Genomic DNA, 21,737 nt, shown 5'->3' on the forward strand with positions numbered 1-21,737 from the left:
GCGCTTTCTCCTCACCCTGGAGCGACGGGAAATTGTGGCCATTATCGGTCCACATCTCATCGTAGCGTGGAGAGCATGACGACCACCGCGGCAACGGATGAGCCCCAGGACAGAGAGCAGTGGATCAGGATCGAAGGGGCCCGGACGAACAACCTGCGCGATGTCTCGGTGCGGGTGCCGAAACACCGGATCACGGTGTTCACCGGCGTATCCGGATCGGGTAAGTCATCGCTGGCGTTCGGCACGATCGCGACCGAGGCGCAGCGTCTGGTGTCCGACACCTATCCGCTGTTCGTCCGCAACCGGCTGCCTCACGGGAGAGCGGCCGACGTCGACCGGCTCGATGGGCTGATGTTCACCACGATCGTGGACCAGCGTCCGTTCACCGGCAACGCGCGCTCGACCGTGGGCACCGCGAGCGATATCGCCCCCTTGTTGCGCTTGCTGTTCTCGCGCATCGGCAGCCCGGTGGCGGGATTCTCCCCGGCGTACTCCTTCAACGACCCCGGCGGGATGTGCCCACGGTGCGAAGGTCTCGGTGTCGTGGACGATATCGACCTGGACCTGCTGCTCGATCGGAGACGGAGCCTGCGCGAGGGCGCGATTCGGTTCCCGACGTTCGCGCCGGGAACCTACCGCTGGAAACGCATGGTCCACTCCGGGCTCGTCGACCCCGACCAGCCGTTGGCCGCACTCCCGGCGGCCGGTCTGGACACGCTGCTCCACGCGGAAGGGCTTCGCCTCTCCGATCCCGATCCGGAATACCCGAAAGCCGGGAGGTTCGACGGTGTCGTCCCCCGACTGCGTACCAGCTACCTGCGCAAGACTCCCTCTCGGCTCACCGACGAGGAGAAGACCGCTCTCGACCGCGTCGTCACCCGCTCCACGTGCCCGGAATGCGGCGGAACGCGGCTCAACGCAACAGCCAGGGCCAGCCTGATCGACGGCCGGTCCATCGCGGACTGGACGGCCACACCCATCGGTGAACTGCGCCGGATCGTCGCTGCCCTTCGGTTCCCGTCCGTCGCACCGCTCGTCCGGACGATTCGGGAGCGGCTCGACGCGATGAAATCGGTGGGGCTGGGCTACCTCAGCCTCGATCGCGCCTCGAACACCCTCTCCGGTGGCGAGGCCCAGCGGGTCAAGATCGTCCGGCATCTCGGCAGTGCTCTGAGCTTGATCTTTAACCTGTGCGCCGTGGGCGAGGGGTGGCTGACGGCTTCTTCTTCCGTTTAACAGTGTCCCTTTTGCGGACTGTGTGGACGTCGTGACGTGGGGTGGGGCGGGCGTTCTTGCGGCCTGGTGGCCGCCCCGGTCCTGGGCTGGTGGGTTTCGGTGCGCCGGCGGGGCATGCGGCCTTGGGTCGGAGGTGCCGGAAGTCGCGGCGGACGCGGCTAGGGGTGAGTTTGTGCGGTTCGCTGGGCTTCTCCCAGGGGCGGCGTAGATCGGCTGCCAGCGGCCGGGCGAGTCGGAGCTGGGCATAGACCGCGAGGATCAGCCAGGTCCATCGATCTGCGGCCTCGGGAGTGCGGATCTTCGGACAGGTCCAGCCCAGGGTCTGTTTGAAGAACCGGAAGGTGTGCTCGATGTCGAAGCGCCGCAGGAATGCCTGCCAGAGCCGGTCGACGTCCTCGCTGGTGGCACCGGTGCCCGACCACCACAGCCATACCGGCTTCGGGGTTGCTCCGCTGGGCAGCCGCTGGACCTTGAGATGGATCACAGTGCCCTCGATGACCGGGAGGGTGCCCAACTGGGCGGTCCAGGCGGAGCGGTGGGTCAGCCGCGGGTGGAGTCGATCCCATGCCTGTGCGCTGGCCTTCCCGTAGAGGCGGGTCTCCGCCACCGTCTCGGTGTCAGGTCTGCCCCAGGTGGCCGGGTCCCCGAAGACGAACTCGCCGCCGTGACGCGGCGGGCGGCCCATGGTGTGGGTCTCGCGGGGTGGTGCGGCCCGGCGCAGGACACGGTCCGAGCGCATCCGTCCCAGCACCTGCACCGGCAGGTCTTTGAGGAGGAAGGCCAGACGCGGTACGTCATAGCCGGCGTCGACCACGATGAGGATGTCCGGGTCGCCCTGACTCCATTGTCCTGATTCGATGAGGCGCTCGATGAGCTCGCGCATCTGCCGCGCGGTCACTGTGGCACCGTCATCACCCGGCGCGAGCCGCAGCGCGTCCAGCGGCGCGGTCCAGGAGTGCGGCCCGTCTCCAGCGCGCAGATCACCGAGTACGGCCAGCCCGGAACGGGGATGTGCTGGTCCTTGCCACGGCCATAGGTGTGGCACAGGACCCGCTCGGGCGAGGTATGCGCATCCGGTCGCAGCCAGCAGGTGATGTCGGCGGCCAGCACCAGGCGGCCGTCGGCCGCCCGTGGCAAGGGCACCCCGGCCACGGCCCGCCGCAGTCGGGACACGTCCGCCCGACCGGCGGCCAGGGCGGCGTACAGGCTGCCGTGCCCGCGGCGATGCTCGCCCACCAGCGACAACTCGACCAGCGACCTAACGGGTCCGTCCGCACACAACACCGCATCCGCCAGCTCGAACAGCGCGTCCGCACGCGAGACCAGACACGAATAGAACTCGCTCCGGAAGCGTGACAGTTCCGCGAACGGCTCCACCAGAGCGGCGTTGTGCAACAGACTCATGCCACGGCCTTCGTGCTGAACATGCGTGTCCTTGGTCGGAGCACATGATCAACCGAAGGCGACTTCCCCGACCGGCGAATGCCCGTCCGGGCGATCAAGTTCGGAGCGACGTTCGAGGCCAGTCCATGGGCATCGGTCCTACGCAGCACGCAGCACACGGTGCCGGTTCGGGGCGCAGATATCGGCCCCAGACCTGGGCCTTTCGGTATGGCCCGGCCCCGTCACAGTCGTATTGCGGGGCGTCGAAGGTGACCCAGTACGCCAACTCGCCGTCGTGTGCACGTACGTGCTCTACGGGCTCGGGGGCACCCATCGCGTCAATCATCCCCGTGAACTCGATCTGCCAGGGTCCGTCCCACTCCGGATCACGGACCACTGTGACCCGGCTGCCTGCGGGCAACGCCTTCGTGGGCCACTCCTCAAGCAGGGAACAGCCCTTGACGAGTTCGACAGCCAGCCGATCACGCGAGGTCGACGAGTCGGAAGAGGGAGAAACGGTCACGCACCTCAGCTTCCCTGCAAAGCAACCTCACCGCCACAGGTTAAATGCCAAGCTGAGTACGTGTTTCTCAACTCGGAGCGTCGAAGATGCGTGGCGGGCGGCAGTGGGCGTTAGGCAGGAGAATGTGACGGATAGCCACGCGGACGCCGGCGGGGGCACGAAGGTGCGCGGTGGTATCAGCCGCGGTCGCGTATCAGGGCGAGGGCGCCGCTGCGGCGGCCGTGCACCGTTACGAGGGTCTGTGCCATGCCCAGCAGGACGACCAGCACCACGACACCCAGCGAGGGCACGCTGTCGATGGGGAGCGTGTAGGCCATTACCACGCGGGCGATGGCGTCGATGAGGAAGGCAATTCCCCATGCCGCACTGGCCACTTGCATCCATCGGCGGACGACGGGGGTGCTGTGCCAAAGACCGTTTAGGCGTTGCGCCGTGCCAGTCGGAGTGACTTTGATGGCCACGTCCAGGAGGAAGGGGCGGGCCATCGCCAGGGAGCCGAGGATCCACAGGCCCAGCGCCGCGGTGACCCAGCTCTCCCGTGCCAGCAGTGCTCGGGGGTCACCGGTGACCATGGCGACGAGTACCGAGAGCATCATCGCAGCGATCACGAACATTGCGGTCGGATCCGCGCGCCGCTGTCGCACCCACGTCATGAGGACGCTGGCAAGCGGGGCTATGCCCGCGAGAACCAACGACAGCCACTGATCGATCCCCGCGGCCCGGCTCCCGTAGAACACCGCGAGCGGAATCGCCACATCAAGCGCCAGCGCCGTCCATGCTTGTGCCCCTGACGGTTCCGACCCCTCGGGGCGCCCGTGGGTGGCGGTGGTGCCACCATGGTGATCGTTGTTCGCGCCACCTGTTCCGTGCACTCTTAACTCCCCCTTGGCTGGTTCGGTGTCGTCGACGTGCGGGCTCACGCCCGCACCCTCGCCGTTGCTCGGTCGAACAGCTCCACCAGATCGCGGGCGTAGCCGTCCAGGTCGAGGTCGCCAATCGCGTTCAGTTGCGGTCCGATCGCGTCGATCGCCGCGCGGATCGACATGGCCATGGTGCGGGTGTTGAACTCGACGAACTGGCCCTGCTCCTGGCCGCGTTGCAGGATGTCCTGCAGCGGGGCGAGGCTGTCGCCGTAGACCGACGCGTCGAGCGGCAGAAGCCGGGAGCGGCCGTCCTCGTCGGTGAAGTTCATCGCGATCGCCACCAGCGCCTTGACCCGCTCGCGGTGACTGCCGATGTATTCGACATTGGCCTCGATGTACGCCCGCAACTCATCAGCAGGTGTGTGCTCTTGGCGTGATCGCGCGGCCATGAACTCCGCCCCTTGCTTCGTGACCACGGCGAGGACCTCATGGATCAACGCGTCACGCGTGGCGAAGTGGTAGAAGATCGCCTGCTTGGTGATCCCCGCCCGCCGCGCGATCTCGGCCAGCGACGCCCGGTGCAACCCCACGTCCGCGATGGCCTCGATCGCACAGTCCACCAACTGCGCCCGCCGCGCCTCTTCGATGAAGGTTCTCTCTTGTTTACCGCTTGCTCGATTTTTTGACCGCACGGTAAAAACGTAGCATGCGCGCTCCAGCTTTGCGACGGATCCACATAGCATCGCGGCGTTCGAACGCGTCTAACCGCCGGCCGGCGCCGGGTTCCTTGGCCAGCTGGGGGTGGCGCCTTTCCGGGCGAGGCGCCTGGTCATGAGGGTGATGGCTGCCCAGGTGATCAGCGTCTCGGAGTGTTGAACGAGCCGTTCGTAGTCCCGGGCGTGTCGGCGCGCGTGCATCATCCACGCAAGACTGCGTTCGACGACCCACCGACGAGGGAGTACGACGAAGCCGGAGGCGTCCTTGGGTCGGCTGACCGGCTTGATCGTGAGGTTGAGGTGCTGTTTCGCCCAGTCGACGAGCTTGCCGGCATAGGCGGAGTCGGCCCAGACGATGGTGATCTCGGGGTGCATGAGGCGGAGGCGGAAGAGGACTTCCTTGGCGGCGGCGCTGTCGTGCAGGTCGGCCGGGGTGACCATGACCAGCAGCGGCAGGCCGCGGGTGTCGACGACGATGTGGCGCTTGCGGCCGTTGATCTTCTTGCCCGCGTCGTAGCCGCGGGAGTCGCGGCCGACGGTCTCGGCTGCCTTGACCGACTGGGAGTCGATGACGGTGGCGACCGCGCGGGGGCCTTTGCCCATCTCGCGGCGGATCCGGCTGGCCAGCGCGTCGCGGATCTGCCCGATGACGCCGGCGGCGGCCCACCGGGCCATGAAGCCCCAGACTGTGCGTCATGGCGGGAAGTCCGCGGGGAGGGCCCGCCATTTGCAGCCGGTGTCCACGACGTAGCGGATGGCGTCGACGATCTCGCGTCGCGGGTGCTTCTCCGGCCGTCCGCCCGCGAGCGTCTCGCAGGCTGGGGTCGGCAACAGCGGTTCGATCAGGGCCCATTCGGCGTTGGTGGTGTCGGAGGGATAGCGGCGCTTGCGCATGGCGGGCTCCCTCCGGTGGCGGTTGGGGCGGGGCGCCCGGCCCTTGGCCGGGCGCCCCGCCCGTTGGTGGTCAGGAAGAGACGACGAGGTCGAGGGTGGACTCGATCGAGTTGAGCTGGGCGATGATGTGCTTCACCCACTTGTCGCTCGGGTGGGCGGCAGCGTGCGGAGCAACGGTGCCGGTGATGAACCGGCGGAACTCGGTGAGCTTCTCGGTGAGCACGGCCCTCTCGTATGCCTGAAGGGCGGCCAACTCCGCGCCGAGCTGATAGCCATCGGCCCTGGTCCAGATCAGCGGGGCCAGCCGTTGGCGGCGATGATGTCGCGGAAGGCCGCAAGCCCGGAGCGGACCTGGCTGGGGGACAGTCCGCTGGCGCGGACCAGCTGAGGGAACAGCAGCCCGGCGGGCCGGGCCTCGAACAGCACGAACCGAAGGGTGTCCGCATGCCGCTGGGCGGCCTCGCCCCGTCGCCGTGAGGCGCGGGGCATCCTCACTCGCCTCGCAGCATGCGGGCGAGCTCGCCGTCCATGTCGACCTTGCCGGTGTCGACCGCAGTCTCGATCCAGTCCAGCGTCGCTCGGACCTTGGCGATGTTCTCGTGCACGATGGTGCGTTCGTCCTCGCCCAGTGTGCGGTCCCGCAGGCCGGGAACGGCCCGGCCGGCCGCGGTCACGAAGGAGTGGCAGGCGGTGACCAGGTCCAAGAACTCCACACTGCGGTCGATGTGACGGACTGCTGGCGCGACCGGGCTGGTGTCCTCGAAGTGCTCGCGGGCCTGTCGGCCCCGCTCGACCTGGGCATGGTTGACCTGGAGCCGGGCGGTGTCGTCGCTCATCGCTTTGAACGCGACGTCTGGACGCCGCAGCAGGCCGGTGGTCACCTGGGCGGCGACGTGGTCGTCCCGGGTGAACTCCTCCACCACTCGGACCCTGTCCTCCGGCTTGACCTGGGCGGCGACCGCTGGCCGCCTCAGGAAGTCGGTGGTGACCACCGCGGCGACTTCCTCGTCCCGGGCCAAGGTGTGGATCGCGGTGATCTTCTCCTGCGGTGAGGTGGGGTTCTCCACCTGTCGGCCGACGCGCCGGTTGGCGTCGTCGACCGTCCACCGCTTCTTGCCCTCCGGCGGGGTCTTGATCGAGGCGAACCGCTCTTCCTCGCCAGGAATGCTGCCCAGGACCCGGTGAACGGTGAACGACACCCCGGCCTGACGATGTTCCTTCGGCCAACGCGACGCTGTCCACCGCGCGTTCTCCACCGTGGTGCGGCGCAACCCGATGTCCTCCGCCAGCCGGGTCAGGGCCTGCCGGACGGTGAACAGGTCCCGTCCCGGCAAGGCTTCCCGGCCGTCGTCGGCCCCACGCATCGGTTCGATCTCCAAGGCGCGATCGCCGATCGTGAACTGTCCCTGAGTCTGCTGTTCAACCACTTGCCGCAGCTCGGCCACGATCTGCTCGTAACGCTGGTGGCTGACGTTTCCGACCTTCTCGGTTTCCTCCGACATGGTGTTCACCACCCTGCGGGCCGCCGCACGGTCCCGAAGTCCATGACGTGGACACGACCCGCTTGAAACCGAGAGTCAAACCGCAAATCGGAAGATCGCAACGAGTGATTGCAAATGACCGAATGGTGAACGAAATTGGCTCTCGGAGGCGTTCGTTCAGTGGTTACTGTGACCGTTCGGCGAACGATTCCTTCCGCCGCCTCCAGGACCTCACGACGCACTGCCGCGAGTAGAACACGGCGTCCGAGCGGCGGTCGACGCCGGCCACCCAACGAGCCCCGCACTCGGGACACTCGACCTCACCGACACCGCCCTGTACGGCTGCCAGCCGCTTCCGCAACCGCCGTTCCGTACGCCACTGCCTGGCACGACATGCCGACGAACAGAACGACGCATCAGGCCGGGCGCTCGGCCGAAGGCGTTCACCACAAGCCCGACAGTTCCTCTCCCCGGCCCGCCCGGTGCCCTTGAACACCACGCCAGCGTAGGACCCAAGGCTACTCGGAACCGGGCATCAGAAACACGTACTGAGCGATGTCTGCTACGTGTTCGACGAGCCGAGCGCCGGTCTGCATCCGCACGACGTCCACCGTCTGCTCACTCTGCTCACGCAGTTGCGCGACGCACACAACACGGTGCTCGTCGTCGAGCACCACCCGGCCGTCATCGCCGCCGCCGACCACATCATCGACCTCGGCCCCGGCGCGGGCACCGACGGCGGGCTCATCCAGTTCGAGGGCACACCCGCCGAGATCGGCGCGACACGCACGGCAACAGGCCGGATGCTGCACACCCGCATCCGGGTCAACGACCGCCCGCGCACCGCGCGCGAGGTGGTGACGATCAGCCACGCCACCGCGCACAATCTCCACGGCATCACCGTGGACGTCCCACTCCGAGTGCTCACCGCGGTCACGGGTGTCGCCGGCTCGGGCAAGAGCACCCTGATCGCCTCGGAGCTGCCGCGCCAACACCCCGGCTTCACGGTCATCGGGCAGGTGCCGCTGCACGGTGGAATCCGATCGACGCCGGCGACCGTGCTCGACATCGCCGAGCCGGTTCGCGAGGCATTCAGCTACGCCACGGGGCTGCACCCCTCGTGGTTCAGCGCCAATTCGCGAGGCGCCTGCCCCGTGTGCAAGGGCAGAGGCATCGTCGTCACGGACCTGGCCTTCCTCGACGACGTGCGAACAACCTGCGAAGCCTGCGACGGCAGCCGCTTCAACCCCACTACCCTCGCCGCCGGACTCCACGGCCACACCATTGCCCAAACCCTGTCGATGAACGCCAGCCGGGCCAAGGACCTCTTCTCCGACCACCCCGAGATCACCCGGCGACTCGCCTGGCTCGACCAGGTCGGGCTCGGCTACCTCACCATCGGACAGAGCCTCGACACCCTTTCCGGAGGAGAACGGCAACGCCTCCTCCTCGCACGGCACCTCTCGACCACCGAGTCGGCTCACCAGCGGATCGTGCTCGACGAACCCACCGCAGGACTCCACGGAAACGACGTCGACGACCTGCTGACGCTGCTCGACCGACTCGTCGACTCCGGCGCCACCGTCATCGCCATCGAACACAACCAGCGCGTCATCGCCCACGCCGACCATGTCATCGACCTCGGCCCCGGCGCAGGCGCCGACGGCGGGCGCATCCTCTATCAGGGGCCACCTGCCGGCCTGATCGCCAGCCCCCACTCCCTGACCGGCCGGCACTTGCGCGACTTCGTGAGGTAGGAGAGACAAGGGCGCAGCCCGTCCGGCCCGAGCACCACCGGCCCCGCGGGCTGCCGACCCGTCACCCCGGGCGTGGAGGCGGTGGGGCCACCGAGGCACGCGGTACCCCCGGAGAACGCCGCGAACTCCAACAACCGCCTGCGTCCGAACCGTTGCCCATGGGGACACCGGCGTTCCTCCCGTCCGGCCCGAAGCCGATCGCCTTGCCGGCGGCCGGTCTGGGCGTCCTCGCCGGCAGGACGGTGGAATCGCGCCGGTACGGGTGACACCGGCCGGTCCGGAGCGGGCGGTTCGGGGGCCGCTCGACGGACCGGTCGACAGCGGTGCGGAGGCCGGATCGAAGGGCGGTCCGAAGGACGGATCGAGACTGTCAGGGAGCCTGACAAAGACGTCATTAGCGCTTCTAAGCTCGAAGAAGTCAAGGGCCCAGCGCATCTGACTTTCCCCCGCCCTGTCCCGGAACCGAGCCGGCCGGTCCGGGCGTGGGCCGTGCCCCCCCCTGATCCGCCCCCATGAACCCCGTACGGGAGAACCATGATCCACACCCGCGGGCTCACCCGCAGTTTCCGCGCCGGAGGAGAGACCGTCGAGGCCGTGCGCGGCCTGGACCTCGACATCGAAGCCGGCTCGGTGGTCGCCTTCCTCGGCCCGAACGGCGCCGGGAAGACCACCAGCCTCCGGATGCTGACCACCCTGCTCCCGCCGACCTCGGGCACCGCCGAAGTCGCCGGACACGACGTGCTGACCGACCCCTCGGAGGTCCGTCACCGCATTGGCTACCTCGGCCAGGGCAACAGCGCCGGCAGCAACTTCCGCGTCGGCGACGAGCTGATCACCCAGGGCCGGGCGTACGGCCTGAGCCGCGCGGAGTCCCGTACCCGGGCGGAACGCCTGCTGACCGCTCTCCAACTGGAGGGCCTCACCAAGCGCACGGTGGGCACCCTCTCGGGCGGCCAGCGCCGCCGCCTGGACATCGCCATGGCCCTGGTCCACGAGCCGGAACTGCTCTTCCTCGACGAGCCCACCACCGGACTCGACCCGCACAGCCGAGTCGGCATCTGGGAACATGTGCTGCGGTTGCAGAGGGAGTTCGGCACCACGATCGTCTTCACCACCCACTACCTGGAGGAGGCCGACCGCTGGGCCCGCCGGGTGATGGTGGTCGACCAAGGCCGGGTGATCGCCGACGACTCCCCCGAGAACCTCAAGGCCGACCTGGCCGGAGGGCGCATCACCCTGGGGACCGCCGACCGTGCCGACGCCGAGCGGGCCGTCGAGCTCGCCCGTGCCCTGCCCACCGTCCACGAGGTCACCGCCGACGGCACGGAGGTGCGGATCCGCACCCTCCATGAAGACTCCCAACTCCCTCTCCTGCTACGGCATTTGGATGCCATCGGAGTGCGAGCGGTCACCGCCAGCCTCACCCGCCCCACCCTCGACGACGTCTTCCTCAGCCTGACCGGCCGCACCCTGCGGGAGAGCGCCGACGCCACCGCCCCGACCACCACGCACCCCGGAGCCTGACCATGAAGGTGCTCAACGACACCCGCACCGCGTTCGCCCGCGAGCTGGGGCCCGAACTGCGCCAGCCGGTCGGCCTCCTCTTCACGATGCTGCTGCCCTTCCTCTTCCTCGCCCTCTTCGCTCCCCTGCTCCCCGGCATGAGCCCGGCGGGCGGGGACACGGGCGCGGGCTCCCGCTGGCAGTGGTTCGCGCCCGGCATGCTCGTCCTGCTGGCACTCTCCGCCACCGCGGGAGCCGGGGCCTCCCTGCTCAACGAGATGTCCTCGGGGACCTTCGAGCGGATGCTCGTGACCCCGCTCAACCGGGCCGCGATGCTCGTGGGGCGGGCCCTCAAAGAGGTCGTGATCCTGGTGACGCAAGCCCTGTTGATCCTCGCCCTGCTGCTGCCGACCGACTTCCGGCTCCGCCCGCTCGGCGCCCTGGCGGGCCTGGCGCTGCTGACCGTCTTCGGGATCGGGATCGGCACGCTCTCCTTCACCCTGGCGCTCCACTCCCGTAAACAGCAGACCCTGTTCTACGGAGTGCAGCAGATGATCTTCTTCCCCCTGCTGCTGCTCTCCGGCGTCCTGCTACCCATCATCCAGACCTCGGCCCCCACCTGGCTCTACGTCCTGAGCCGGATCAATCCCGCGACCTATGTGGTCGAGGCCGAACGCGCCCTGTTCGACGGCCGGTTCGCCGAGACGAACGTGCTGTACGGGATCCTCGCGGCCATGGCCATCGCGGTGCTGGGGGTCGTCGCGGGCATCCGCGGTATGCGCAACGCCTCCGTGTGAAACGCCGGCCCCCGAACCCACCCGCCGCCGCCCGAATCCGTACGCGAAGGAGCACCGCACCATGACAGCCGAAGACCTCCGGAACGCCCCGCGTCCCGGAGCCCGCACCGTGGACGTCTGGTTCGACCCCGCCTGCCCCTACACCTGGCTGACCGCCCGCTGGCTGCGGGAGGCCGCCCGGGTCCGCCCGCTGCAACTGCGCTGGCACCTGATGAGCCTGGCCCTCCTCAACGAGGGCAGCGACGACGACCCCGAGGGTGACCCCGACGGGTACCTGATGGTGCCGGTGCGGATCGGCACCGCCGTGCGGCGTCACCACGGGCAGGAGGCCCTGGGCCGCTTCCACGCCTCGCTGTGGGCCGACCTCGACTCCCCCGGGGAACGCGGGAACAGCAGAAAGTGGATCAACGATCCGGCCCTGGCCCTGACCGACGCGGGCCTGCCGACGGAACTGGCCGCGGCCGGGACCTCCACCGCGTACGACGGGGAACTACGGGTCTCGCACGCGGAAGCCGTGCGGATCCTGGGCCCGCGGCCCGGGACGCCGGTGGTGACCGTCGGAGAGCCGGCGGAGCCGCACCGCCCCCCGTTGGCCTTCTTCGGGCCGGTCATCTCCCGCGTACCGAAGGGGGAGGAGGCGGGGCGGCTGTGGGACGGGACGCTGCTCGTGGCGGGTACGCCCGGTTTTCACGAGCTCAGGGGAAGGCCCGCCGACCCGGACCCGGACGTGACCGGACGGGACGTCGGTCCGGCGTGACCGGACCCGCGCCGGCGGGCCGTCGAACGGGACGTGCGGGAGCCTCCGGACTCGCGGGGCGGGTGTGGACGACGTTGAGCCACGGCTCGTCCGTCAGCCCGGCGGCGGGGACGCCCGCGTTGCGCCCTGTGTTGCCGACGGGGGCGTCGATCGGGCCGTGCCGGTCGACGGCTGCGTGCACGAAGGTGGCCACCGGCTCGGTGGAGCGGACGTCGCAGGTCCGCCCGTCGGCATCCATGCCCTTCTCGCGCAGGAGTTGACGGTCACGGCGTACGCGTCGGCGTCCCACGCGCAGAGGAGGGTCTGCGGGCCGTCCCTGCCGAGCGAGCGGGCCACGATGAGGCCGATCCAGCCGGTCGCCCCGGTGAGGACGGCGCCCGTCCTCCGGTTTCCTGTCCTGGTCCCTCCCGGATCGCGACATCGGATGGACGTACGCAGACCGGGGTGGCAACCGGCGCTCGACGGGCGGTGGATGGGCCGCGTTCACTGCGGGTCGAGCCATTCGGGAGAACGGACGGGAAACGTCGGCAGGTCCGGGGCCGGGACGTCCGGGCCCGCCGAACAGGAGTTGGTGTACGTGATCCGCGCCCCCTTCGACGCGGTCCGCAGCATCCCGGTGCACGAGGCGAAGAGCGGCACTTCGCCGTCCTGCCCACAGTGCGCGACGAACCGATCCGCGTGGTCGGGAACGACTCCGCGCGGTGCGCTCCCGGGGGACCTGCACGGCGCAGGCACTGATCCGCCGACTCTAAGGAGGCTGGCAGACTCCTGCCGGAGCTCGACGCCTCGGCGGCCCGGGTACGCACCGAGACACTCGTGACGCCGACGCCCGCCGGAACCGTCCCGGTCCTCGAACGTCCGGCGAGCGCCCATCGGTTCCCGCGCGGAAGCGGCTCATGACATACGGTCCGAGCAAGAAGATCACGGTCTCCGAAGGTTGAGGTGAAGCCGTTTTGAGGACACACATCCCCTATCTCTTGGCCGTGGCGAGCACCGTCGCGTCGCGCCGGATGGACCAGCGGCTGGCGGCCTACGACTTGACGGTGCGCCAGTATGGCCTGCTCGCCCAGCTCTCGCTGGAACCCGAGCTGACCATGGCCGAGCTGGCCCGCCAGCTCGGCATCGCCCGGCAGTCGGTGCACCAGCTCGTCAACGAACTCGTCGAGGTCGGCCATGTGCGCCGGCGTCCTGGCGCCGACGACCGCTCGCGCCGGCTGGAGATCACCGACACCGCGCACTACCTGCTGACCCGGATCGACGGGCCGCTGGAGCGGGCGGAAGCGGAGCTGCTCGGCGATCTCGCTCCTGACGAAGCCGAGACCCTGCGCGCCCTCCTGCAGCGCGTCCTGGCCCATGCCACCGACGACGAGACCTGGCTGCCCACCCGCTGACGTCGGCCCGGTGCGTACCGGCGCGAGGCGCGAGGCGTGTCCGACGGCCCGCGTATCAACGGAAGTCGAGGCCGTGCCGAGCTCCGGTCCCTGGCCCCGCCGCCATGCGTGTGCCGTCCGGAACCCTGGCCGCGCGGAGCGGCCGCCGCCCGCGCCTCCGGAGCCGCCCACGCTCGTCTGCTCCACGGACGCGACCTGGTGGGAACGATGCGGTAGCGGCACCTGGCCTCGCCCGGCCCCGGGAGCCGCGGGAGGACCCGCTCGCCGAATGCCTCGCCTGGACGGCGGCTCGCTACGGGGACTGGTTCACGCAAGATCCGGTGACCGTCCGGTGGGCCATTGACCCCGCCCCGGCCTCGCTGCGTCCGCCCACGGGCCTGCTGTGGGTCCCCGTCCGCTACGTCCCCTAAAACGGGCGGTTCGTGGTGCCGGAGTGGCGGCACGATCCACCCGCCCGGCGCCGGGTCCATCTCACCCTCGGGCTTTCCTTACGCGAGGTGATGGGGGCGGCCAGACCTCCTTACCGACGCTTCTGGGGGCGCTGGGCGAGTTGGACGCCGAGGTGATGGCCACCCTCCACGCCGGGCAGCCGGCCGAGGCCGGGAAGGTTCCCGCGAACGTGCGGGTGGTGGACTTCATCCCGCTGGACGCGCTGCTGCCATCCTGCTCGGCGATCGTGCACCCAGGCAGCTTCGGCACCGCGCAGAACGCGCTGGTGCACAACGCCCCACAAGTCGTCGTCCCCAACGACCTGTGGGATTTCCATCCCCGGGCAGAACTGATCTCCCCTGACCCGCTGTTGGGCCGATAGCCATGGGATACCGGTCCCGGAGCGGAACCCGGCGCGGGGAAGGACCGCGTACCACCTGCGTTGTCCGCGTCGCCGGGCACAGGGCACAGGACGCACTGTCACATGCCGCGTCCCGCGTTCCTCTCATCTCAGCTGTGTGTCCGGTACTTCTTGCCTGCCGATGCCACGTACTCCGACCAGCTGGCGACGTCCTTGCGGTCGGGCGCCTTGATCTTGGGGTCCACGCCGTAGTCCGAGAACTCCTCGGTGATCCGCTCGTCGCCCTTGGGAGTCCTCCCCTTTTCTTCCTCCTTGACGATGAGGCCGTCCTCGTCGACCCATACGTCGATCTGCGCCTTGTCCATGCCGGACTTCTTGGTCTGCAGCAGGTACAGGTCCCGGTAGTCCTTCGTCATGGCCGGGCCCTCGTAGCGCTCCAGGTCGGCGAGAACGACCGTGCCCCGGTAGTGGTCGGCGGCACGGCTGCCCACCGTTTCACGGCCGATGTGCCGGAGATCCTTGGAGACGGCCAGCAGCGCGCTGACCCACTTCTTCATGGCTCCCTGGACACGCCGCTCGGGGTTCTCCTTCGGCTTTTCCCTGGACTTCCCCTGGGACGGGGCCGACGGCTTCGGGGCAGAGTCGAGATCTTCCATGGTGTACCAGGACTTGCCCGGTACGTCGCTCGTGGCCAGGTACAACACCCCGCCGACGGACAGGATATGAGTACCACCGGAAGCGGCGCCCTTCGACTTCCCGCCGAAGGTCTTGGTCTCGGTGGCCTCAGGCTCGTTCTGGAACGTCATCTCGGCACGGGACTCAGGCTCGCTACCGGTCTTGCCCGTCTCGACCGTCCGGTACGAGTTCTGCTGCGCCATCTTCTCCAGGGCCGCCTTCAACACGGCGGGGGCGTCGGCCCGCTTGCCGGTCGCGTCGCCGGGACGGCTGGAGGCGTCCTTGCCCTCCGACGACTTGGTGTCGCTGCCGCACGCCGTCAGGCCCATGATCAGAGCGGCGCTGGTCACCGCCATCGCGGTCTTCCGGATCGTCTTCACAGCTTTTGCTGTCCTTTGTCAGACATGAAGGAAACGGATGGAGACTACATGCTTTCGCCGCACATGTTCGATTTATTTACCCACGGGGCTGATCGACCGCGGCGCAGACTGATGGGGCACTGTCACCGTGTGCGGCTCGTGCCACGCGGACGACGCCATCCGCGAACCTCGGATTCCCCCGGCGCGGGTCCAATCAAGGTGAGCGTGTTCTCACCGGGCAGTTTTGGCCCCGGTTGAAGCTCACGAAGAAGAAATTCCGGCAACTGACGGCGTTCGGGCTGGAGTGGGCAGCCTGACGGCGGTGGTGCAGAGCGGCCCCGGCCTCGCTCGTCCCATCATGGGGACCGTGAACTGTCCCGCACACTCCACACTGACGCGGGCCGAAATGGAGTCCGGTGCGTTGACAACGGAGTCCGGTGCGTTGACCACGAACCTTCACCGGGTGGAGTGACACTCTGCTATGAGTCGGGGGGCTTGTCCGCGGCCGGTTTCACACTCGATCTCGCATGGTCGGAATCGCGTGGGGCTCAGGCGAACCAGCTGTCCTAGGCAGTGCTGTCCTGGGGCGGGTCCGGGAGCAGTTGATAAAACTTCCATGCGTAGTCGTACGGATCGATGCATTCGGCGTATCGCTCGCCCCACGGTGCGTTGAGCGGGTCGGTGGTGACCGTGGCTCCGGCTGAGCGGCAGTAGTCCGCAATCGCGTCGACGTTGTCCACCTCGATACCGATGACAACGCCGAGGCCCCGCGGCCCGGTTCTCGTCATGTGTTCACGGTCGCTGTCAGGGAACGGCATACCGGTCAAGGAATCGACGAGCAACTGAAGGTCACCACGTCTCAGGATCGCCATGATCGGCCGGCCGTCTGGACTTGATATCGACCCGGCCTGCTCGAACCCGAGCCCCGCGTAGAAGATGGCCGCCTCGGTCACGTCCTCGACACGCAGCCCTACCCGGAAGGGAGCTTCAGCGGCCATTGCGTCTCCATTCGGCGAACGATCTCGGATAGGCACGATGCATCAGCGCAGGGAGCCGTGGCCAGTACAGGGGTTGGTCATGCGGTTTTGGATCGGGGGCGGCCGCCGGGCCCGCGGTCCCGGCGTTCGCTGCGGGTCTCGGCGCGTTCGTGGCGCGTTTGCGACGTGGCGCGGCCAGGACGTCGGAGTGGCGGGCGTTGGCGTTGCGCCACCGCAGGTAGCCCTGGAGCTTCCGGGCGAGCAAGGTGCGGTGGGGTGGTCGGAACCCGCCCATGACTCAAGTTACGCGAGGAACCGAACTGGGCCTCGATTGGATGGGCCCACGACGCTCTCTTCGGCGTCCGGCACAACTCGGCCATGTTCCTCTCCGCCCAGGTCCGTATCACCAGGGTCTTGTTCGCCGACACGCTGTCCGTGATCACGTAAATGGCGGCGGCGCCGTCGGGGCGGGCGGCCCGGATCGACTTCAGCGTCGCCAGGCTGTGACCCGCCGCCTTTGCGGCGGCGGGTCACACCCCACAGGCGGTCATCGTCCTTGACACCGAAGCCAGCCCTGGTAGCCCTTGTCACACAACCCAGTCGACTGGCGGTCCAGGCCATGAACGAAGGCGACAACTGTCACAGAGGCAGGCTTCTCGTCACCAAGATCTTCGGTCCCCGGCTGCGTTCCGTTGTCCTGCGTGTCAACGGGCCTCAAGAATCGAGCACTGCGGCGACGGCCTCGATCTCAACGAGCTGGTCGTTGTAACCGAGCACAGTGACGCCCATCAGGGTGCTGGGAACGTCGTGGTCACCGAACGCGTCCCGGACTACCTTCCAGGCGGCCACCAAGTCCTCCTGACGGGCTGACGCGACGAGGACTCTTGTACTGATGACGTCCTGGAGTGACGCACCGGCTGCAGCGAGGGCAGCCTGCATGTTCTCGACGGCTTTCGCTGCCTGGCCCGGGTAGTCCCCGATCGCTGCCGTGGAACCGTCATCGTTCAGCGGACACGCCCCGGCAAGGAATATCAGGCGCGATTCAGCGGGCGCCGTGGCCGCGTAGGCGTACTCGGCGACGTCGGAGAGGGAATCCGACCGGATCAAAGTGATGGCACGAACCACGGTTGTCTGGATCCTTTCGCGTCGGGCGGGGAGCGCGGACATTCTGCCCATGCCCCGTTGGAAACCGCCTCCCCTTTTCTCCGCCGGCCGTCCACACAATGACTGCCGATGGAGATCGACCGCGAGCCGAGTGGTGGCGATGGCAGTCGCCTTGATTTCGCTCCTCGACCGTGAACATCGTGGTCGAGTCCGCTGTGGCGAATGACGAGGCGATACGCATCGAGGCCCGGTGCACCGCCCCCGGCGCCCACTGCCCTGTGTGCGGTGACTGGTCGAGCCGACCCCACCCCTCCTACCTGCGTTCTTCTGCGGATCTTCCCTGTGTCGGGAGACAGTCCGCCGCGTGGTTGCGCGTCCGCCGCTTCCTCTGCGCGAACACGGGCTGCCCACGCCGGACGTTCATCGAGCAGGCACCGGGCCTGACCAGGCCACACGGCCGGACCACTGAACGTCTGCGCTCGACGATGGACACGCTGAGCCTCGCGCTGACTGGCCGGGCCGGAGCCCGTATCGCCGCTCACATCGGCATCGCTACCCACCGCAACACCTTGCTGCGCCGTGTGATGGACCTGCCCGATCCGGCCCCCACGGAGCCCCGGGCGATCGGTGTGGACGACTTCACCCTGCACAGGGGCCACGTCTGCGACACGGTGATCACCGACGCCGTCACGCACCGAGTCCTGGATCTGCTGCCAAAGCGGGACGCCGCGACGTCGGCGCCGTGGCTGGCGGCGCATTCTGAGATCGAGGTGATCTGCCGCGACCGGGCCGGCGCCTACGTGGATGCCGCAGACGCGGCGGCATCCCAAGCCCAACAAGTCGCAGATTGCTTCCACTTGCGGCAGAACATAGCCAATTCGGTCAAGCGGACCGTCACCGGCCACCGTCCCTGTTTGTACGAACTCCCGCTACTGGAGCCGGAGTCCGTACCGGAGTGAGAAACGCCAGCCCCCGACGACGCCAAAGGCGAGGCCCTGCCCGACTCGACCAGGCGGATGGCCGACCGGCACAGCGCCCATCGCGCCCCGGTCCACGAGTTCCCCGACCAGGGCATGAGGATGTGGGAGGCCGCCCGTCGCCTGAGCTGGGGCGCAGTACCGTACGCCGCTATGCCCAGGCGAAGCGACGGCAGGACACGGTGAAGGGACATCGGCGCCGACGGCGGATCAAGCTCGGCCCGTTCAAGCCCTGTCTGACCCAGCGATGGGAGGAGACCGGCGGCCAGATCACTGGCCGAGCCCTGCACACCGAGATCACCGTCTGGGGCTCACCGGCGCCTACAGCCTGCTGTCCCAATGGAAGCGGCAGGACCTGCTCCCGCCGGATAATGCGCCACCGCCTCCTCCTCCGTCCGTCCGGCAGGTCACCGGCTGGCTGACCCGCCGTAAGGCAGTTCTGGCCCACTGGCCCCGAGCTAGACGGACGCCACCGCCCGTCTGGTCACCTGGTTCGCCGGGATGCTCACCCTCCTGGAAGGCGAACGCCTCACCGACTGGATCACCGAGGCCATGACCTCCAGCCCGACCGGCATCAGCACCTTCGCCCTCGGGCTGAACAGCGATTACAGCGCCGTTCACTCCGGTCTCACCACCCACTGGAAGTCCAGTCCCGTCGAGGGCGCTGTGAACCGAATCAAGGTGTTCAATTGGCAAGTTTCCGGCCGCGCTGGCTTGCCGTTTCCCCGCAAGCGCTTTCCTCTCGCCTGACGCTCCGTAACCGGGCCACAGGACTTGGACCAAGCCCTCATACGAAAGCCAGGGTCCGGTGTGAACGAGGGCCGACGTCGGGCCATTCATGGTGTGGATGGACTCGCTTGTGGCCGCCGGTCTTCGGTGAGATTGAGAGCCACCCTTGTCGGGTGACGTGTGCTGTGCGGCGCGAAGTATCCGGGATGTCCGGTGAGGTGGGGCGGACAGCTTGATGGCAGGGGACCTTCGGGGTACCTCCCTGACAGGCGTGGCTTGTAGGGCCCGGCCCTGTTGGTGAGGGCGGACCCCGGGCCGGTGGGTTGATCGGTCCGCGAGTCTTGATCGCTGCCGAGCCTGCTGGTTAGGTTGGCCGGCATGACTGAGCTCGGACCCGTCGCCTGGCCACCTGCTCCGATCAGGACCGAGCGGCTCGTACTCCGCGAGTCCGAGGCCCGGGACCGTGCGGCGTTCATCGAGCTGTTCGCCTCGCCAGAGGTGGGCACCTACATCGGTGGCCCTCGACCGCGCGATGAGCTCGAGCGCGCGATGCCCGAGGTGGCCGGGCGGCGTCCTGGCCTTTTCGTGGTCGATCTCGAGGGAACGATGATCGGCATGATCACGCTCGATCGGCGCGACGCGGAGCATCCGGGTCACATCCGTCCGGATGCCGGGGAGGCCGGGCTCGGCTACCTGTTCCTGCCGCAGGCGTGGGGACGCGGGTACGCCGCCGAGGCGTGCGCAGCGGTACTCGACTGGTTCGCCGACGCGCTTCCCGGCGAGCAGGTGGTGCTCTGCACCCAGGCCGCCAACGACCGCGCGATGCGCCTCGCGGCGAAGCTGGGGTTCACCGAGGTGGAGCGGTTCGAGGACTATGGCGCCGAGCAGTGGTTCGGCGTGCGGTCCTCGGTCACGCCGCCTGGTTGAGCTCGCGGGGCGGGTCTGGGCAACTCTGTCCCATCCGCCAGACGACGCGGCAGACGGCAAGGGCGTCGGCAGAGTGCGCTCCGCCGCGCTCTGCGCGGTAGCGGCCGGAGCAAGGTTTGATTGCGAGTTTCCTGCTGCCCTGGCAGAACTGGTCCACATGCTTGTCGAGGACGCGCGGGTCGACCACCCGCAGGGCGTCGGCGAGGTGTGGAAGTGCTTGGGGCCCGCAGTCCTTGGGCTGCGGGTTCCAGCGCTATAAGGAAAGGTGTTACAGCATGAGGTTCACGCAGACGCTGCGTGCGGCGGGCAGCGCGGTAGTGGCGGGGGGACTTCTCTTCGGCGCCGCGCCGGTTGCTTCGGCAGATCAAGTACGGCACGACCAATGGCCGTTGAGGAATTTTGATGCCGAAACGGTGTGGAAGATCTCGACCGGCAAAGGTGTCACAGTTGCTGTCATCGACGGCCCTGTGAATGGCCAGCACCCCGACCTCAAAGGGAACGTACTCCCGGGCAAAGACTTCACGACAGGTGGAACAGGAGATCAGGGCCAGGCCGAGGAAGGAGACCACGGTACCGCAATGGCAGGGCTGATCGCCGGTCACGGCCATGGACCTGGGGCATCTGATGGGGTGAAGGGGCTTGCGCCAGACGCGAAAGTCCTCCCAGTAGCGATCAACGTTAAAGACGGTAACAGTGTTCCTCAAATTGGAGAGAAGACTAAATACGCTGGTGCACTGAAGTACGCAGTTGATCAGGGAGCAACCGTGATCAACATGTCCTTTGGTGATGGCACGGTTGAACTGTCGGACGACGTGAAAGCGGCAATCTCCTACGCTCGTCAGCACGATGTGTTGATGGTTGCGGCAACTGGCAACAGCGGCGTCGGGAGTCCTCGGTACCCTGCTTCTGCGCCTGGCGTCCTTGCTGTCGGAGCAGTCGACAAGAACCTCAACACCTGGAAATATTCCAACTACGGTCCGCACGTCAAGCTGACGGCACCGGGTGTTTACATTAGGTCCGCCGGTACGGAGACCCCTTATCATCTGGCGAACGGCACCTCTGATGCCACAGCCTACGTCTCCGCAGCCGCCGCCCTCCTCCGTTCCAAATTCCCCGAACTGACTGCCGGCCAGATAGCGAACCGCCTGGTGAAGACCGCCGGCCTTCCGAAGGACAAGAAGGATCTCAAGCTCCCCGATGCACGCTACGGCTACGGATTCATCAAGCCGTACAGCGCATTGACCAAGGACATTCCAGCGGGCCCCAAGAACGGTCCGCTGGAGGCATTGGCAGATGCCCCTTCCGCTGACTCCCCCAAGGAATCAGGTAATGACAACCAGCAGGCCAGGATCCAAGAAAAGGGCATGAGCACCGGCGCCGTCATCGGCCTTGCTGCGGGTGGCGTCGTCGCTCTTGTTGCCATCTTGTTCGTTGTCCTCGCAATTCGGAATAAAAACCGCCGCAACGGACCGCCTCCAGGCGGCGCCGGCGGCTTTGGGGGATCGAGGCGCGGCCCAAGTGGTCCTGACTTTGCACCGCAGCCGCCCAATCCTTACCAGCAGTGGCCTGGTTCGCATCCGTCGGGTCCGTCCGTGCAACCACCAGGCCAATAGCGCAGAGGAAGTACAAAGGAATTACCTTCTCCGGCGTTCGGATTGCGGGGCCGCCATTCCGCGGACTGACGGCCCCGCTAACTGCTTTGTCCGGATGGCTAAGAGGACGTCTCACGTGGCTACTGAACTTGAATGCGTGATGTCGGTGCCGTCCAGAATTTCAGCTGTGCGGCTGTCGCGAACGTCCTAAGCGTTGTCCCGTAAATGATCTACGGCATGCTGCTTGAGCAGCTCATTTCTCCGTCATCCGGCCAGGGCGAGGTTGTGCAGGCGGGCGATGCCGAG

At 67.9% G+C, this 21,737-nt stretch carries 19 protein-coding genes and 3 pseudogenes; 12 read left to right on the forward strand and 10 right to left on the reverse strand.

The genetic code is table 11. The annotated features are described in order from the left end of the window. The first annotated feature begins 75 nt into the window (after positions 1-75). The gene (locus tag IH09_RS31995; protein WP_205379426.1) at positions 76-1,236 is read left to right on the forward strand and encodes an excinuclease ABC subunit UvrA; all 1,161 of its coding nucleotides are present in this window, start codon (positions 76-78) and stop codon (positions 1,234-1,236) included. Here IH09_RS31995 and IH09_RS32000 read toward each other — a convergent pair. From IH09_RS32000 to IH09_RS32030, 6 genes and pseudogenes are all read right to left on the reverse strand, one after another. Further along, positions 1,184-2,640 (reverse strand): annotated as a pseudogene (locus tag IH09_RS32000) (NF041680 family putative transposase). The gene IH09_RS31995 and the pseudogene IH09_RS32000 sit on opposite strands and share 53 nt — an antisense overlap. A gap of 678 nt (positions 2,641-3,318) precedes the next feature. Beyond that, complete coding sequence (locus IH09_RS32005) at positions 3,319-4,062, reverse strand: VC0807 family protein (protein ID WP_190233469.1); 744 nt, start codon at positions 4,060-4,062, stop codon at positions 3,319-3,321. Then, entirely contained in the window at positions 4,059-4,697 is a 639-nt protein-coding gene (locus tag IH09_RS32010) for a TetR family transcriptional regulator (RefSeq protein WP_052861048.1), read from the reverse strand. The genes IH09_RS32005 and IH09_RS32010 overlap by 4 nt, the downstream gene beginning before the upstream one ends. A gap of 69 nt (positions 4,698-4,766) precedes the next feature. Beyond that, positions 4,767-5,615, reverse strand: a pseudogene (locus tag IH09_RS32015) (IS5 family transposase). A gap of 70 nt (positions 5,616-5,685) precedes the next feature. Beyond that, positions 5,686-6,104, reverse strand: a pseudogene (locus IH09_RS32025) (RacP protein). Between the two features lie 2 nt (positions 6,105-6,106). After that, entirely contained in the window at positions 6,107-7,117 is a 1,011-nt protein-coding gene (locus tag IH09_RS32030) for a DUF6192 family protein (protein WP_052861063.1), read from the reverse strand. 545 nt (positions 7,118-7,662) lie between these two features. Between IH09_RS32030 and IH09_RS32035 the strand changes: the two genes are divergently transcribed. The 4 genes from IH09_RS32035 to IH09_RS32050 all read left to right on the forward strand — a co-directional run bounded on the left by IH09_RS32035 (position 7,663) and on the right by IH09_RS32050 (position 11,910). After that, positions 7,663-8,853 (forward strand): excinuclease ABC subunit UvrA, encoded by a 1,191-nt coding sequence (locus tag IH09_RS32035; RefSeq protein WP_205379427.1) that lies wholly within the window; start codon positions 7,663-7,665, stop codon positions 8,851-8,853. A gap of 534 nt (positions 8,854-9,387) precedes the next feature. Continuing rightward, a complete protein-coding gene (locus IH09_RS32040; protein WP_052861051.1) occupies positions 9,388-10,377 on the forward strand; it encodes an ABC transporter ATP-binding protein in 990 nt (329 codons plus the stop codon). A gap of 2 nt (positions 10,378-10,379) precedes the next feature. Next, complete coding sequence (locus IH09_RS32045) at positions 10,380-11,153, forward strand: ABC transporter permease (protein WP_052861052.1); 774 nt, start codon at positions 10,380-10,382, stop codon at positions 11,151-11,153. A 61-nt stretch (positions 11,154-11,214) separates the two neighbouring features. After that, complete coding sequence (locus IH09_RS32050; protein ID WP_052861053.1) at positions 11,215-11,910, forward strand: DsbA family protein; 696 nt, start codon at positions 11,215-11,217, stop codon at positions 11,908-11,910. 483 nt (positions 11,911-12,393) lie between these two features. Here the strand turns inward: IH09_RS32050 and IH09_RS39435 are convergent, their stop codons facing one another. Continuing rightward, on the reverse strand, positions 12,394-12,549 hold the full coding sequence (locus tag IH09_RS39435) for a hypothetical protein (protein ID WP_190233470.1): 156 nt from the start codon (positions 12,547-12,549) through the stop codon (positions 12,394-12,396). A gap of 344 nt (positions 12,550-12,893) precedes the next feature. On the opposite strand from IH09_RS39435, the gene IH09_RS32055 reads away from it, so the two are divergent. The 3 genes from IH09_RS32055 (at position 12,894) to IH09_RS32060 (ending at position 14,112) form a co-directional block, all read left to right on the forward strand. Further along, entirely contained in the window at positions 12,894-13,301 is a 408-nt protein-coding gene (locus tag IH09_RS32055; RefSeq protein ID WP_205379428.1) for a MarR family winged helix-turn-helix transcriptional regulator, read from the forward strand. Between the two features lie 104 nt (positions 13,302-13,405). After that, the gene (locus tag IH09_RS40760) at positions 13,406-13,711 is read left to right on the forward strand and encodes a hypothetical protein (RefSeq protein ID WP_404827306.1); all 306 of its coding nucleotides are present in this window, start codon (positions 13,406-13,408) and stop codon (positions 13,709-13,711) included. Positions 13,712-13,734: 23 nt separating this feature from the next. Beyond that, on the forward strand, positions 13,735-14,112 hold the full coding sequence (locus IH09_RS32060) for a glycosyltransferase (protein ID WP_342636975.1): 378 nt from the start codon (positions 13,735-13,737) through the stop codon (positions 14,110-14,112). A 128-nt stretch (positions 14,113-14,240) separates the two neighbouring features. Here IH09_RS32060 and IH09_RS32065 read toward each other — a convergent pair whose 3' ends face one another. From IH09_RS32065 to IH09_RS32075, 3 genes are all read right to left on the reverse strand, one after another. Beyond that, positions 14,241-15,146, reverse strand: coding sequence for a LolA-like protein (locus tag IH09_RS32065; protein ID WP_052861056.1), 906 nt, complete (start codon positions 15,144-15,146; stop codon positions 14,241-14,243). A gap of 545 nt (positions 15,147-15,691) precedes the next feature. Further along, positions 15,692-16,123, reverse strand: a complete 432-nt coding sequence (locus IH09_RS32070; protein WP_052861057.1) for a VOC family protein — start codon at positions 16,121-16,123, stop codon at positions 15,692-15,694. Between the two features lie 693 nt (positions 16,124-16,816). Continuing rightward, complete coding sequence (locus IH09_RS32075) at positions 16,817-17,227, reverse strand: Rid family hydrolase (RefSeq protein ID WP_052861058.1); 411 nt, start codon at positions 17,225-17,227, stop codon at positions 16,817-16,819. 170 nt (positions 17,228-17,397) lie between these two features. Here IH09_RS32075 and IH09_RS38295 point away from each other — a divergent pair, with 170 nt between their 5' ends. The 4 genes from IH09_RS38295 (at position 17,398) to mycP (ending at position 21,452) form a co-directional block, all read left to right on the forward strand. After that, a complete protein-coding gene (locus IH09_RS38295; protein ID WP_110952721.1) occupies positions 17,398-18,165 on the forward strand; it encodes an ISL3 family transposase in 768 nt (255 codons plus the stop codon). Positions 18,166-18,684: 519 nt separating this feature from the next. Next, entirely contained in the window at positions 18,685-18,933 is a 249-nt protein-coding gene (locus IH09_RS32085) for a transposase (protein WP_052861060.1), read from the forward strand. Between the two features lie 357 nt (positions 18,934-19,290). Further along, positions 19,291-19,839 (forward strand): GNAT family N-acetyltransferase, encoded by a 549-nt coding sequence (locus tag IH09_RS32090; RefSeq protein WP_052861061.1) that lies wholly within the window; start codon positions 19,291-19,293, stop codon positions 19,837-19,839. A gap of 275 nt (positions 19,840-20,114) precedes the next feature. Further along, the gene (gene mycP, locus IH09_RS38300; RefSeq protein WP_110952722.1) at positions 20,115-21,452 is read left to right on the forward strand and encodes a type VII secretion-associated serine protease mycosin; all 1,338 of its coding nucleotides are present in this window, start codon (positions 20,115-20,117) and stop codon (positions 21,450-21,452) included. Positions 21,453-21,737 lie beyond the last annotated feature (285 nt).

Origin of the sequence: Streptomyces celluloflavus (assembly GCA_000720995.1) — a bacterium.
Taxonomy (GTDB): Bacteria; Actinomycetota; Actinomycetes; order Streptomycetales; family Streptomycetaceae; genus Streptomyces; species Streptomyces celluloflavus.

What these genes read in the sequence shown, in the direction of transcription:
- IH09_RS32085 (WP_052861060.1), top strand. Translation starts at nt 18,685, where the DNA reads ATGCTCACCCTCCTGGAAGGCGAACGCCTCACCGACTGGATCACCGAG.
- IH09_RS31995 (WP_205379426.1), top strand. Translation starts at nt 76, where the DNA reads ATGACGACCACCGCGGCAACGGATGAGCCCCAGGACAGAGAGCAGTGG.
- IH09_RS32045 (WP_052861052.1), top strand. Translation starts at nt 10,380, where the DNA reads ATGAAGGTGCTCAACGACACCCGCACCGCGTTCGCCCGCGAGCTGGGG.
- IH09_RS32030 (WP_052861063.1), bottom strand. Translation starts at nt 7,117, where the DNA reads ATGTCGGAGGAAACCGAGAAGGTCGGAAACGTCAGCCACCAGCGTTAC.
- IH09_RS32040 (WP_052861051.1), top strand. Translation starts at nt 9,388, where the DNA reads ATGATCCACACCCGCGGGCTCACCCGCAGTTTCCGCGCCGGAGGAGAG.
- IH09_RS32050 (WP_052861053.1), top strand. Translation starts at nt 11,215, where the DNA reads ATGACAGCCGAAGACCTCCGGAACGCCCCGCGTCCCGGAGCCCGCACC.
- IH09_RS32070 (WP_052861057.1), bottom strand. Translation starts at nt 16,123, where the DNA reads ATGGCCGCTGAAGCTCCCTTCCGGGTAGGGCTGCGTGTCGAGGACGTG.
- mycP (WP_110952722.1), top strand. Translation starts at nt 20,115, where the DNA reads ATGAGGTTCACGCAGACGCTGCGTGCGGCGGGCAGCGCGGTAGTGGCG.
- IH09_RS32090 (WP_052861061.1), top strand. Translation starts at nt 19,291, where the DNA reads ATGACTGAGCTCGGACCCGTCGCCTGGCCACCTGCTCCGATCAGGACC.
- IH09_RS40760 (WP_404827306.1), top strand. Translation starts at nt 13,406, where the DNA reads ATGCGTGTGCCGTCCGGAACCCTGGCCGCGCGGAGCGGCCGCCGCCCG.